Consider the following 13,985-nt stretch of genomic DNA (forward strand, 5'->3'; position numbering starts at 1 on the left):
TATTTTAAAATGAATTGAGATATCGTTATTTTTTTATGTAATTGTTAATGCACGGGCTATTGCTCGCCCGCGGGCAATAGGTTAACCACTGTTCGTCCTTCTCGGCATCCTCATTGCGAATGTTGTCATAGTAATAGACATCCGCCCGGTATTGGCAGTCGAAGCCGGCTTGCCGTATCTCTCGCTTAATATTTGCCAGCTCGCCGCTGCCTAACCGCATGGTGTAAATTTGGCAATTTTGCTCATTGCCCAACGGATAAACGCTGATGCGCGTGCTGTTTTGGTAAAGCACAATCGCGGCAAACGGCACTAAACAAGCGGCCATGATCATAATTAAGCGCTGTACCGAGCGGCGAAAGTTCGGCGTTCTTGCCGGCGGCGGCGTTGACGCTATTTCGGTTTCGCTATAATCATTATTATTAATCTCACTGGCTTTTATATCCATCTGTTGAATGCTTGCGGCATTAAATTTAAACCCCTGGCGGGGGTAGGTCACAATAATATCTTCTACGCCGAACTGCGCCAATGACTTACGCAGGCCGGAAACGTAATTATTCAGGTTGTTATTGGAGGCTTTGAGCCCATGCTCAACCCAGACATCATTAAGCAACCTCTCTCGCAGCAGCAGCTTATCATTATTTCGAATAAACAACGAAAGCAATCTGCCGGTCGGTTTAAGTAAAGCTATTTTATTGCTGGCATTATCAATATGCGACAGCGTGCCCTCATCCTCATTAAAGAGGATGTCTTCATTTATGATAAAAATCATTTCATTTACCCATCAACTTTCCTGTCGAGGGATTATTCTGAGACCTGATGCGCCTTTTTTCAATCCTCACGTTGTGTGTAAATAGGATTTTTCTCTCTATCCGTATAATTGACATGAAATGTTTATCTGCTTACAAGTTTTTTTAAATAAATATTGATAATTAAATTCTATTTTTTAGTGTTAAAATCTATTTAATTATTATTTTATCGATAATAATCCTGTGTTTTTGTATTTTTACGACATAACATTTCAAAATGAGATCGGAGGGTGTAAATTTGTTCCCACTGATACGGAGCGCAAAAACGCTATGTATTAGCCACGAATACAACGCTCAGGAATAAAGCTGCGGCATTGCATGCGTGACTTACGGATTTAATTTACTCCACTACTTACTAAGGAATGTAAGGGATTTATATGAAACTGAATAAAATTATGCTGGCCGCCGTTATGGCATTGGGTGTTTCTTCTCTGGCGCACGCTGCTGACCAGGGTCACGGTAAAGTGACCTTCAGCGGTTCTATCATTGACGCTCCTTGCTCAATCGCGCCTGAATCTCTGGATCAGACCGTTGAACTGGGTGCAATCTCTAACGTGGCGCTGAAAAACGGCGGTAAATCCACCCCGCGCAACTTCCAGATCAAGCTGGAAAACTGTGAGCTGACCGCCAAGGATCCAGGCAAAAACAACACCGTTGCGCTGACCTTCTCCGGTTCCGCTTCTGAAGCCGACAGCAAACTGTTGGGCATCACCGGTACCGCTAAAGGCGCCGGCATCGCCATCACCGACGGCGCAGGTACCAACATCGAGCTGGGCAAACCTTCTAAAGCGCGTGAGCTGCAAAACGGTGCCAACACCCTGAGCTTCGCCGCTTACCTGCAGGGCAGCTCGGCTTCCACCGCCGTGATCGTCCCGGGTGAGTTCCAGTCTGTAGCCGACTTTACCCTGGCTTACCAGTAAGTCGTTACCTGACGAAATACGTGTGATTATCGGGCATGCGGGGCAACCCGCATGCCATTTTCAAAGCAGCATGATTTCACCAGGGAATGGCAATGAACGAACAAATAAAAAAATAGGGGCTTTTTGCCTATTGCTGGCGCCATTTTTCATTTCCCAACAGGCAATGTCTGCCGTGCAGGGCGAAGGGCGCGTCAATATGCAAGGGGCTATTATTGACACCGCCTGTGCAATAGCAACGGAAAGCCGAGAGCAAATTATCGATATGGATATTATGCCTGTCTCAGATATTGCGCGCGACGGCAGAGGTCGATCGGTGCCATTCAGTATTGAGTTGGTTAATTGCGTGCTCGAACGCGCCGATAAAAACTTACCGGACTGGAAACAGTTTCGCATTACGTTTGACGGCAATAGCGATGGTGAAATGTTTGGCATTAGCGGTAATGCCTCCGGTATTGCGCTGAAAATTACCGATGCCGACGGCAATATTGCCACGCCAGGGAAATCTCTTCCGTCGGTAAATATATTGCCGGGGAATTACCGTCTGAATTACGCCATGACGTTAATCAGTAACCAGCGGCCATTGAAGGCCGGGGACTATTTCTCATCAGTGCGCTTCAAAATGGATTATTACTGAGCCGGCTGATGAGTCAGGGAAATCAATAAATTAAAAGGTCTTGGAAATGATGTTTTTACCTGCCGGGAAACCGTTTCGTTTGCATATTCTCAGCGCCTGCGTGGCGCTGGTGCTGGGCAGCTTGGCGAGCAAAGCCGGCGCGGTGGAAGACATCCAGTTCAATACCGACGTGCTCGACGTGAACGATCGCAAAAACATCGATCTGAGCCAGTTCTCGCGCGGCGGCTACATTATGCCCGGCCAGTACGGCATGGTGGTGCACGTCAATAAAATCGATTTGCCGGAACAGCCGGTGGCGTTTTACGCACCGGACGACGACGCCGGCGGCAGCCGCGCCTGCTTATCGCCAGAATTGGTGGCGCAGCTGGGTATCAGGGATGAGGCGCTGAAAAAGTTAACCTGGTGGCGCGAAGGCGCCTGTCTGGACGAGGCCAGCCTGCCGGGCATGGAGGTGCGGGGTGAGTTGGCTACGTCGGCGCTGTATCTGAGCATCCCCCAGGCTTATCTGGACTACGTTTCGGAGGACTGGGATCCGCCTTCGCGCTGGGACGAAGGTGTCCCCGGCGTGCTGCTTGATTACAACATTAACGCTCAGACCCAGCATCAGCTGCAGGCCGGCACGCGTGGTTACAGCGTCAGCGGCAACGGCACGGCGGGCGCCAACCTGGGGGCCTGGCGGCTGCGCGCCGACTGGCAAGGGAACCTGAACCACCAGACCGGCTCAGGGCAGTCAACCGATAAGCAACTGGACTGGAGCCGCTACTACGCCTACCGGGCGATCCCGGCGCTGCGATCCAAGCTGACGCTGGGCGAGGACTACCTGGATTCCGGGTTGTTCGACAGCTTTCGCTTCGGCGGCGTGAGCCTGCGCTCCGACGACAACATGTTGCCGCCCAACCTGCGCGGTTACGCGCCGGAAGTCAGCGGAGTGGCGAAGAGCAACGCCAAGGTGACCGTGAGCCAGCAGGGGCGGGTGCTGTATGAGACCACCGTCGCCGCCGGGCCGTTTCGTATCCAGGATCTGAACGATGCGGTTTCGGGCGACCTGGATGTGCGGGTGGAGGAACAGGACGGCAGCGTGCAGGAGTTCAAAATGAGCACCGCCAGCATTCCGTACCTGACGCGCCCCGGCTCGCTGCGTTACAAGCTGGCGGCGGGCAAGCCGTCGGATATGGATCACCGCTACCAGGGGCCGATGTTCGGCACCGGCGAGTTCTCCTGGGGGGTGAGCAACGGGTGGTCACTGTTCGGCGGGGCGCTGCTGGGCGGGGATTACAACGCGGCGGCGCTGGGTATCGGCCGCGATTTGATGCTGCTGGGCGCGCTGTCGTTCGACGTCACCCAGTCGCGCGCCAAACTGCCGTATAACGGCGAGACGCTGAGCGGCGGTTCTTACCGCCTCAGCTACTCGAAAAGCTTCGACGAGCTGGACAGCCAGGTGACCTTTGCCGGCTACCGCTTTTCCGAGCAGAACTTTATGAGCATGAGCGAGTACCTGGATGCGCGCCAATACGGGCAGCGGTTCGGCAACAGCAAGGAGATGTACACCATCACCTACAACCAGCAGCTGCGTGATATCGGGTTGAGCGCGTATCTCAACGTTAGCCACCAGACCTACTGGGATCGGCCGGCCAACGATCGCTACAGCCTGACGATGTCGCGCTATTTCGACCTTGGGGATTATAAAAACCTGAGTCTGTCGCTGTCGGCGTACCGCAACCGCTACAACGAGACCAACGACGACGGCATGTATCTGTCGCTGTCGCTGCCGTGGGGCAACGGCGCCACGCTGAGCTACAACGCCACGCTCAACCGTGACGACAGCACCCACCGGGTGGGGTACTACGATCGCATCGACGATCGCAGCAACTACCAGATCAGCGCCGGCGGTTCACGCAGTGGCGCCAACCTGAGCGGCTACTACAACCGCGATGGCGATCTGGCGCGTATGAGCGCCAACGCCAGCTACCAGCAGGACCGGTACAGCGCCATCGGCGGTTCGCTGCAGGGCGGGATGACGTTGACCGCCGAAGGCGGGGCGCTGCACCGCAGCAACATGGCCGGCGGGACCCGGCTGCTGCTGGATACCGAAGGGGTAGCCGGGGTGCCGGTGCGCGGCTACGGCAGCACGATGGCGACCAACCGCTGGGGCAAGGCGGTCGTGGTAGACGTCAACAGCTACTACCGCAACAAGGCCAGCATCGATCTGGACAAGCTGGGCGATAACGCCGAGGCCACTACCTCGGTGGTGCAGGCGACGCTGACCGAAGGCGCCATCGGTTACCGCAAGTTTGCGGTGATCGCCGGGGAGAAGGCGATGGCCGTGATCAAGCTGGCGGACGGCGGCGAGCCGCCGTTCGGCGCCACGGTGCTGAACGCGCGTAAACAAGAGACCGGCATCGTTAACGACGGCGGCAGCGTTTACCTGAGCGGCATCAACGCCGGCGATCGCATGACGGTGCGCTGGAACGGCGCCGAACAGTGCGAAGTGCAGATGCCGACGCCGCTGCCGGCCGAGATGCTGACCGCCAATTTACTGCTGCCGTGCCGGGCATTAAGCGCCGGTACGGGCGGCGACGAACACTGAATTAAGGAGTTTTTATGATGAGCAAACGTAACGCTATCGGCCTGCTGGCCACCACTTCGCTGCTGGCCGGCGCGCTGGCGCCAACCGCGCAGGCGGCCATTGCGCTGGATCGCACCCGGGTGATTTTCGACGGCGGCGTGCAGTCGGTGAGCCTGAGCGTCAGCAACCAGAACAAACAGCTGCCGTACCTGGCGCAGGGCTGGCTGGAAGACGAACAGGGCAACAAGATCCAGAGCCCGCTGACGGTATTGCCGCCGGTGCAGCGCATTGAGCCGGGCAAGCCGAGCCAGGTGAAGATCCAGGCGCTGCCGGCGGCGAAGATGCTGCCGCAGGACCGCGAGACGCTGTACTACTTCAACCTGCGCGAGATCCCGCCGAAGAGCAATAAGCCGAACTCGCTGCAAATCGCGCTGCAGACGCGCATCAAGCTGTTCTACCGCCCGGCGGCGATCGCGCCGGAGCGCAACGCCGCGCCGTGGCAGGAGCAGCTGACGCTGAGCAAGCAGGGTGACAAGTATGTGGTCAACAACCCGACGCCGTACTACGTCACTCTGGTTGACGCCGCCAGCCGCAAGGGCGTTGAAGGCGCCAAAGGGTTTGAACCGCTGATGGTGCCGCCGAAGGGCAGCCTGCCGCTGACGGTGAGCGCAGGCAGCGTGGGGAACAGCCCGGTGCTGACCTATATCAACGATTACGGCGGCCGCCCACAGTTGAGCTTCAGCTGTGCGGGTGCGGTCTGCAAAGTGGTGCCGGAGAAGAAAGCGTCTTAGTGCCGGGCCGCAACGCATCACCGCCAGCGGTAATCAGACAGGCAAAGGGATATGCTGAAGGGGAGAACGGGCTGGTTTTCCATCGCCGTTTTCGATTAACGAAAGGATAATTGAATTTTTATTTATACCAGTGATTACCCTATGTTAAAACGGATGGCTTTTCCTTTTTTTATTTATTTTTATTCCGTTAATGTTTTTTCCGCCGCGTGGGAAATGAAAACGGAATATCGGCCGATAAATGCGACTTACGGCCATTTTGTTGCAAAAATTATTGCCTGGGATACGGAGGACAAAACCCCTAATCCATTATATGGTTGTAATTCTGGTCAGGAATATTGCTATCTTGCATTTGTTAATGGTAACACCCCATTTATGAATAAAGTGTATTTTTCAGGTGTTACAACCAGTAAAACATTGGGTGAACTGGGTAAAAAATTTATCCAGAATGGGTTACTCAATCGGGAGTATCGTAGTAAAGATTATGACTACCCGAATCAACCGCATTGCATTTACTTTGGTTATAACACCCCTACAGGTAATAGCTCATGGGGGGTAATTAGGTTTCCCGGCGGCGAACAGTGCCGGGTGCCGGAGATCGTACCCAACGTGTGTGAGTTACGTGAGCCGCTGGTGGAGTTGGATCATGGCATGCTGCGGGCCGAAGTGATTAACGGCAGTACGGCTGAAGCGCAATTGACGGTGGCCTGCACGTTTAATTTCAAAGTAAGAATTATGAGTTCAGATCGGTCTGGAACGGTTTATTTTAACGATAAAAAACAGTTTCGCAGCGAATTGAAATTAGACGGCGTCAATGTGGGGGATGGCTTGTTGATTACCGCGACGCCGGCCGGAAAAACCTTAACGCTGACATCAACGCTTGCGGGATATGACGGCAGCGTGGGGGAGTTTCAGGGGGCGAAAAGCATCATCATTTCGTTACCGTGATTATTAATGATGCTTTAGGCTTTTTACGAAAATAAGTTAATGATTCGCGGTGTGCAAAAGGGGTGCATGCTTGTAGGGCGTGATATATCGATTGATAGGGAGATAAATAAAGTGAATATCGCATCGAATATAGCCTACATGTTTTTTCTGACAATGATGGCTTGCTTACTGACGAACATGCCGGCTTGGGCCGCCACCACGGTATCGGTCAGGGTGACCGTGCTGGCGCCGCTGCCTTGCGTGATCAACGGCAATCAGCCGATCGAGGTGAATTTCGGCGATGAGGTGATGACGACGCGCGTCAATGGCGAAAATTATCGCACGCCCGTCGACTATTCGGTGACCTGCGACAAACCGGGAAAAAACGGCATGCGGCTGTTGATTGCCGGCACCGGAGCGGGGTTCGACGGCAAGCTGCTCCAGACCAATGTCGGCGGCCTGGGCATTGCGTTTTTAAACAACGGTGCGCGTATTGCGTTGAACAGTTGGCAGAATTTCACCTTTCCCGTTTTGCCGAAGCTGGAGGCGGTGCCCGTGAAGCAGGCGAACGCTACGCTGCCGACGGGGGAGTTTACGGCCTCCGCCACGTTGCGTGTCGATTATCAATGAACCGGGAGACGAACATGAAACAGGGCGTTGCCGTGATGCTGCTGTGTGCTAGTAGCCTGGTCGGCCATTCCGTTCAGGCGGCCGAAGAGGTCGCCATGCACCTGAAAGGGACGCTGCGCGTGCCGCCGCCCTGCCGCATTAACGACGGCGGTGTGATCGAAGTGGATTTTGGCCAGCGCGTCGGTATCAACAAAGTCGATGGCGTCAATTACCGGCAGGCGGTGAATTACCGCATCCAATGTGATTTGCCCGGTGCCCTGCCGTGGGAGCTGACGTTGACCTTTAAGGGCAACGCTGCGTCCTTTGATAACGCCGCGTTGCAAACCGATAACGGCAACCTCGGTATCCGCTTGTACCGGGATGACAAACCGTTCGCCCCGAACAGCAGCATCAAAATCGATCCGGCGAATCCGCCGCGTTTGGAAGCGGTGCCGGTTGCCAAAGCGGGCGTGCCATTGAAAGAAGGCGCGTTCGCCGCCACGGCGACGCTGCAGGCGAATTACCTTTGAGCCCACGCTCGGCGGCCGGGAGAAAGAAGAGGAAAAATGCATGGAGAGGATAAGTAAAACGGCGATGTGGCGAGGCGTTATCGGCGTGGGGTTGCTGATCGGCGCGAGCGGGTGTTGGGCCGCTGCTGACAATATGCATTTCAGCGGCGCATTGGTCGCCGAGCCTTGCACGCTGCGGCCGGGTGATGAGGATATCCGCCTGGATTTCGGTACGGTGATCGATAAGTACCTGTATACCTATGGCCGTACTCCCGGCAAGGCGTTCAGTCTGGTGCTGCAGGATTGTGACATCAGCCTGGGCAACACGGTGAAGGTGACCTTCAGCGGCGCTGAAAGCGGTGCGCTGCCAGGTCTGCTGAAGCCGGATGGCGGCAGCCAGGCGACGGGCATCGCCCTGGGGTTGGAAACGATGGCGGGCGCGCCGCTGGCGCTGAATAAGCCGAGTGAGGGATACGCCATCGGCAAAGGCAGCAACAGTTTACAACTGCAGGTGTACGTTCGGGGCGAACCGGAGGCGATAGCGCAAAAGAGCATCGGTCTGGGGGCGTTTTCGTCTGTCGCGACTTTCGGCCTGGAATATGAGTAAGCGTGTTTAGCGTGACGGCAAACGGCCCTAAGCGCCCATTTTATCAGGAGAGAACTATGACAGGGAAACAGACGGTGCGTGACTGGGCATACCTGCGCGGTGAACTGGGCTATTACGCCTCGTTGGGCGGCCTGGCGCTGATGGCGCCGCTCAGCCTGGCGGCCATGATGTGGCTGCTGCCGGCGGCGCAGGCCGTCGATAACTGGGAAGTGGATGGCGCTAACGGCGTGCTTTATGTCAGGGGGGCATTGACCGAAAGCGCCTGCCGGCTGGAGATGGACAGCCTGCGGCAGGAAGTCTGGCTGGGTGAGGTAGCGACCGGGTCATTGACGCAAACCGGCGATCGCGGCGCGGCGGTAAGCTTTGCGCTGCGGTTGCGCGACTGCCTGCGCAGCCCGGCGGCGAACCGGGATGAACGCACCGGTGCGCTGAGCTGGGCGGCGGATCAGCCGGCGGTGCGGGTGAGCTTCCGTGCACCGGCCGATGCGGACAGCCCGCAGTTGGTGAAAGCGCAGGGCGTGAGCGGTATGGGGCTGCGCCTGCTGGATGCCCAGGGCGAAGACATTCGCTTGGGCAGCCGCGGCAAGCCGCTGTGGCTGACGCCGGGCAGCAACGTGTTGAACTACAGCGTGATGGCGGAACGTACCGGCGCGCCTCTGCGGGCGGGGAGTTTTGATGCCGTGGTGGATTTTAGCTTGAGTTATGACTGATTGGGGGAGGCGTGCGCGTGAAACGGCGATCTTTGCCCGAATCTTGCAGAAGCTATGGCGTGTTGGCATTGACGGTTCTGGCCGAGGTGCTCTGTGTCTCACCAGGATTGGCGTCGACGACCCCAATCTCTATCTCCGGCACGATCACCAGCAAACCGCAGTGTGTGGTGAACAACAATCAAACCCTCCGCGTAGAGTTTGGCGATGATCTTGTGACCACTAAAGTCAATGGCAGCAACTATCTTCGCACGATCGATTATACGCTGGAGTGCAAAAACAACAGCAGAAATACCATGAAGATGAAAGTGGTGGGCGCTGCTGCTGCGTTCAACAGCAGTGCGATTCAAAGTAGCAAAGGCAACCTGGCGATTGCACTGCGGGCCAACGGTGTGCCGCTGATCATTGGCAGTTGGCTTAATTTTACCTACCCGAATAAGCCTGTGTTACAGGCGGTGCCTGTGAAAGGCAGCGGCGCTCTGACCGTCGGTTTTTTTAGCGCGGGAGCGACGCTGATGGTGGATTATCAATGAAGATAAACGTTGGAAAAACGTGGGCCTTGCTGGCTTGTAGCCTGTTTCTGCCCGCATTGCAGGGATGGGCGGCAGACAACGAGGCGGGCCTGTCGTTCAGCGGCACGCTGAACGAACCGCCGTCATGCGTGATCAATAACGGCCAGCGAATCGAGGTGGATTTTGGTCAGAGGGTCGGGATCGGTAAAGTGGATGGGAGGAATTATCTGCAAACCGTCAATTACCGGATCGAGTGTGAGCCGGGTGGCAATGGGCAGGCGCTGGGATTAACAATGGTAGCCACCGCCAGTGGGTTCGATAACGCTGCCGTGCCGACCAACGTTCCCGATCTGGCTGTGCGTCTGTTGTTGGCGGGGAATGCTTTCGTTCTGAATAAACGTGTGGCGATAGATGCTGCCAATCCGCCGACGTTGCAAGCCGTGCCGATCAAACGACAGGGAGCCGGATTAACGCCGCAGGCGTTTAGTGCCCAGGCGACGCTGCTGGCGGATTATCAGTAATACACCGGTTATTTTTAGATAGTTTTGTGCCCGGAGTGAAAATGCCAATGGCTGAAAAGACTGAATTAACGATGCACAAAATGGGTATTAAAAAATGAAAAAGTTATTTCTTGGTCTTTTGGTTTTATTCTTCCACCCAAGCTATGCAGGAATTAATGTTGACTGGCAATTAGATAGCGGAGGGAGTGTATTGCGGTTTACTATTTTGTCCGCAGATTTCTCTGGCGCTCCGAGAGATTGGGATCTTGAATGTGGGGGCATTCTTTCTCGACCGCAATGCAAAATAACAATGTCGCCTGGTGGTTTCGCTGCCCCTGTATATTCATTTGATTTGCCTCAAAAAAATAAGCAAAAAGCGAGTGCGTTGGTTGCTTATTGGGCTTCTAATTTACCGAAAACCGGTGCGATATTAGATTGGGATAAGTGGGTAAAGCAGAACGGTGGTAAATCGCCCTGTATTGTTTTTAATGTTGGCACCAATAATACCGGATGGTTCGCTGATTCTTGCTCTGGTAGCGTTACTGAGCCACCCACCATTGATCCGCCAAAACCGCCGGTATCATGCTCTATGAGCGGCAATATTGATTTGCGCCACGGTTCTCTCGCCGATAGCGAAGTAACCGGCAATCGTGCCGAGAGCACGGCCTACGTTTATTGCTCCGGGGCCGCCAAAGTGAAGGTGCGTGCGCTAGCCTCCGTCGGCAGCGACAGCTACACCGTCAATTTGCGCGCTGACGGCAGCCTGAAATCGATGTTGAGCGTCAATGGGGTTGTGGGTAACGCCGGGGTGACGCTGGATGTACCGGGGGGAGGATGGAAAGCGGCGACCTTCTCCTCTTTACTGATAGCCGCAGGAACGCCGGCCCCAGGGGATTTCTCCGGTTCGGCGGTGGCGGTCGTCGATGTTCTCTAAAAGTAAGGCAATAACGCAGAAAAAAACGGTATTTAATGCCGTGGATTAAATAATCCAATGGTGGAAAGTCTATTCCTTAATGAGGTTGCTAAATGAAAGATGTGCTCCCTGCTTGGCCACTATTTTAAATAGCCTTCTCTGAAAAAGGAGGGGCATGAGAAACCATCCAATATCATCGTCGATGACGAGCACCGTTATTCCGCTGCCGGGTTGCGGTTAAGCGTTGCGGAATATGTGCAGCGGTATAATAAAGTCGCGTACTTCCTGCCACCGGGCCGCGATGTGTTGAACGACAGCGTTATGGCGGAGTGCACCGACGCGCTTTTGCGGGGCAGGAGGGGTTAGCCTCAGTAATGACCGACGAAGGCGACTCCACGACGGTGCCCCGAAATGTAAATGTGAAAATCGCCAGTTCGATAACGGGAAGAAAAGATGAAAAAAATACTCTTTTTATGGTTGTTGTTGCACGTGCCGCAGGCGGCTGCCAGTTGGGTGATGGATGCGCAATACTCGCCGTCTCAAAATAGGTTTATCGTGAAAGTAATTCGATGGGATGAGTACGATTCTGCACGTAATCCATTAAAAAATTGCAGGTTTACCAGTGCCTGTAAACTGTCTTATACGTACTCCAACCGATCAAATGCTATCGCTAATTTTGTCGAAATAGATATGCCTGAGGCATCAGATCTAAATACAATGGGAGAATTGGCCCAGCTATTTGCACGGAAAGGTTATATCAATCGGGAGTTCAAATCGCAATTCGGCCTATATGCAGAGCCTTGTCTGGGGTTAGCTTATCCGGTATATAGTGGTGGCGGGTCGAATGCTTATATTCCTTTGCCAGGCGGCGAGTTTGAATGCTTTGCACCACAAATAGATCCAACCTATTGCAGCATTGCCGATGCTTATATTGAGCTGAATCACGGCACGATAAACACTAACTCAGTTAATGGGCGTGTTGCAGCGAAGCAATTTCGCGTTGCCTGCAATAATGCATTTAGCTTGGCTATCATCGCTGTGGATAAAAATGGTTCCGTCTCTCTTGGTGGTGGCATTATCAGTCATCTTAAAATAAATGGTGTCGATATTGGTTCTGGTTATCTCGACCGGATTGGCCCTGAAGGGAAAACCCTCACGCTGACGTCAACATTAAGCGGATACAGAGGCGGTACCGGCGATTTTCAGGGGTATAAGGTCATTATGCTGACTCTTCCCTGATTTATAAGCTTAGGCTTATAAAAATAAGTTAAAAATGCATTGAAACAACGGGTGAAAATGACGGGTGCAATGACGCGGTCAATCGTGTTTCTATTAAATTTTTGATCTAAATAGAATGATGGATAAATTAGGAGGGGATAATGAAACCACTCAATATCGTCATCGATGACGAGAACCGCTATTTCGCCGCCGGCTTGCGGTTAAGCATTGTGAAATATGCACAGCAGCATAATAACGTTGCGCACTTCCTGCCGCCGGGCAGCGATGAACGGCCTGACATCGTGCTGGCCTCCCCGGCCCGGCGCACCCGGCGTTGGGCCGCCTATTCCGGAGCGCATGTCGTCACCATTAAGGAAAAGCAGACCGTTGCTTCCGGGCGCGCGAGCCGGGTGCTGTACCGCACCGACGATCAACAGTGCCTGTTTACGCTGCTGTCTGAGACGTTGGCTAATCCGAAGCCGGTATGTCGATTTCCCACTAAGCTGTTGACTCCCCGTGAGCGGCAGGTTATCGGCTATTTGCGGCGCGGGTTGGATCAATCGCAAACCGCCAGGGTGATGGGGGTGAGTGTTAAAACGGTGCACAGCCATAAACGTTCGGTGATGGGCAAACTGATGCTAAATCGCAGCCATGATTTTATTTATTGGTTGTTATCACCGGAGGCAGAGTATTCCTAACCGTGATGGGGGATAATTTAAATTATTCTCATCTGATATCTTCATAACGCTAAAAAATCATGAGTTGTGATTAAAATTCCCCAAGGGAATGTTAAGTGTTTTTTTATTCAATTGCTAAATAACACAAAGGGACAGTTATGAAAACGACAGCGGCTTTACTTATTGGCGCTGGCATCATGATGATGTCTTATGCGCACGCCGGTTTTAACGGCAATCAGAATGTGCAGGGGAATCATGGCAACGCCAGCGGAGCCGGCAATAGCGATTTTGGTCAATGCATCAATGGCCAGGGGAAAAATGGCGGGCAATGTGCAGGTAACACCAATACAGGCGCCAAGCCTAAAGAGAAAGATAAAGGCGAAGTCATGAATGCGATCTGTGAATCACCGTTTATGAAGAAGTACTTGCCGCTATGTCAGTAATATTGATTTTAAAATGACAAGCAGGGTTATCCTCCCTGCTTTTTTTGTGACTATTGATTAAATAGCCTGTTGTTCCGACTCAAAGCATCAGTTCGGTGAATTATTATCGTTGGCAGTGATGGTAGCTGTGCGTAATTTACGTTGGGTATTATCTACACCAAGGGAAAGGTGAAGTGGATTTGTTTTATTTTGCGATATTCTTGTTCTGTTTAAGCATCTATTCATTCTACAAACATGCGCAGCGGATGAAGAAAAGGCAGTTGTCTATCCAAGACTACGGCCATTCTTCCTGGTGGTTGGCATTACTACGTCATCATTGACGCTGCTGCACATTGTATGAGGTAGCGTTTTTTACCAGAGAGTGAGTATCCGCCTCAACGAAATTGGGCATTACTCGCCTGGCGAGGCCACTTTCACGCCTAATGCCGAGAATGCGGCAATTCGCTTACCCTTGGAGCCAACGTTTTTGGGGGGATGCAAGCAGAGAAGGGAGCATTCGTCCTGTGTCGCTGGCCCGCAGGGTGAGGCCGTTGGCCGAATAATCGAACGCAGTTCGATGGAGAGTCCGTACCCCAGAAAGCGAAAAACCCGCCATAGGCGGGTTCTTCTAAATAGGGCGACCGGACTCGGACAACCGGCGCTGGCGCCG

General features: G+C 53.7%; 16 protein-coding genes. 15 read left to right on the forward strand and 1 reads right to left on the reverse strand.

What is annotated here, in order from left to right; genetic code table 11:
• Positions 1-25 precede the first annotated feature (25 nt).
• Complete coding sequence (locus tag H7A77_RS22220) at positions 26-769, reverse strand: winged helix-turn-helix domain-containing protein (protein ID WP_164107425.1); 744 nt, start codon at positions 767-769, stop codon at positions 26-28.
• A gap of 414 nt (positions 770-1,183) precedes the next feature.
• Here H7A77_RS22220 and H7A77_RS22225 point away from each other — a divergent pair, with 414 nt between their 5' ends.
• The 15 genes from H7A77_RS22225 (at position 1,184) to H7A77_RS22295 (ending at position 13,336) form a co-directional block, all read left to right on the forward strand.
• On the forward strand, positions 1,184-1,726 hold the full coding sequence (locus tag H7A77_RS22225; protein WP_047025060.1) for a fimbrial protein: 543 nt from the start codon (positions 1,184-1,186) through the stop codon (positions 1,724-1,726).
• A gap of 22 nt (positions 1,727-1,748) precedes the next feature.
• Positions 1,749-2,360, forward strand: a complete 612-nt coding sequence (locus tag H7A77_RS22230; protein WP_370528354.1) for a fimbrial protein — start codon at positions 1,749-1,751, stop codon at positions 2,358-2,360.
• Positions 2,361-2,406: 46 nt separating this feature from the next.
• On the forward strand, positions 2,407-4,947 hold the full coding sequence (locus H7A77_RS22235) for an outer membrane usher protein (protein ID WP_182074671.1): 2,541 nt from the start codon (positions 2,407-2,409) through the stop codon (positions 4,945-4,947).
• Positions 4,948-4,964: 17 nt separating this feature from the next.
• Positions 4,965-5,717, forward strand: coding sequence for a fimbria/pilus periplasmic chaperone (locus H7A77_RS22240; protein WP_042785627.1), 753 nt, complete (start codon positions 4,965-4,967; stop codon positions 5,715-5,717).
• Positions 5,718-5,858: 141 nt separating this feature from the next.
• Positions 5,859-6,662 (forward strand): hypothetical protein, encoded by an 804-nt coding sequence (locus H7A77_RS22245; protein ID WP_108680072.1) that lies wholly within the window; start codon positions 5,859-5,861, stop codon positions 6,660-6,662.
• Positions 6,663-6,773: 111 nt separating this feature from the next.
• Positions 6,774-7,271, forward strand: coding sequence for a fimbrial protein (locus H7A77_RS22250; RefSeq protein ID WP_255443895.1), 498 nt, complete (start codon positions 6,774-6,776; stop codon positions 7,269-7,271).
• Between the two features lie 14 nt (positions 7,272-7,285).
• Positions 7,286-7,780 (forward strand): fimbrial protein, encoded by a 495-nt coding sequence (locus H7A77_RS22255; RefSeq protein ID WP_042785628.1) that lies wholly within the window; start codon positions 7,286-7,288, stop codon positions 7,778-7,780.
• A 40-nt stretch (positions 7,781-7,820) separates the two neighbouring features.
• Positions 7,821-8,366, forward strand: coding sequence for a fimbrial protein (locus H7A77_RS22260; protein ID WP_369795890.1), 546 nt, complete (start codon positions 7,821-7,823; stop codon positions 8,364-8,366).
• A gap of 56 nt (positions 8,367-8,422) precedes the next feature.
• On the forward strand, positions 8,423-9,076 hold the full coding sequence (locus tag H7A77_RS22265) for a fimbrial protein (RefSeq protein ID WP_042783498.1): 654 nt from the start codon (positions 8,423-8,425) through the stop codon (positions 9,074-9,076).
• Positions 9,077-9,135: 59 nt separating this feature from the next.
• The gene (locus H7A77_RS22270) at positions 9,136-9,606 is read left to right on the forward strand and encodes a fimbrial protein (RefSeq protein WP_234414998.1); all 471 of its coding nucleotides are present in this window, start codon (positions 9,136-9,138) and stop codon (positions 9,604-9,606) included.
• The gene (locus H7A77_RS22275) at positions 9,603-10,106 is read left to right on the forward strand and encodes a fimbrial protein (RefSeq protein WP_042783500.1); all 504 of its coding nucleotides are present in this window, start codon (positions 9,603-9,605) and stop codon (positions 10,104-10,106) included. The genes H7A77_RS22270 and H7A77_RS22275 overlap by 4 nt, the downstream gene beginning before the upstream one ends.
• A 94-nt stretch (positions 10,107-10,200) precedes the next feature.
• Entirely contained in the window at positions 10,201-11,019 is an 819-nt protein-coding gene (locus H7A77_RS22280; protein ID WP_145957783.1) for a hypothetical protein, read from the forward strand.
• Between the two features lie 432 nt (positions 11,020-11,451).
• Complete coding sequence (locus tag H7A77_RS22285; protein ID WP_182074672.1) at positions 11,452-12,237, forward strand: hypothetical protein; 786 nt, start codon at positions 11,452-11,454, stop codon at positions 12,235-12,237.
• Positions 12,238-12,377: 140 nt separating this feature from the next.
• Positions 12,378-12,914 carry a LuxR family transcriptional regulator gene (locus tag H7A77_RS22290; protein ID WP_164107433.1) on the forward strand — a complete coding sequence of 179 codons (537 nt, stop codon included), beginning with the start codon at positions 12,378-12,380 and terminating at the stop codon, positions 12,912-12,914.
• A gap of 137 nt (positions 12,915-13,051) precedes the next feature.
• On the forward strand, positions 13,052-13,336 hold the full coding sequence (locus H7A77_RS22295; protein ID WP_164107435.1) for a hypothetical protein: 285 nt from the start codon (positions 13,052-13,054) through the stop codon (positions 13,334-13,336).
• Positions 13,337-13,985: the final 649 nt, after the last annotated feature.

It is taken from the genome of Serratia sp. ME47 (assembly GCF_903970925.1).
Taxonomy (GTDB): Bacteria; Pseudomonadota; Gammaproteobacteria; order Enterobacterales; family Enterobacteriaceae; genus Serratia; species Serratia ureilytica.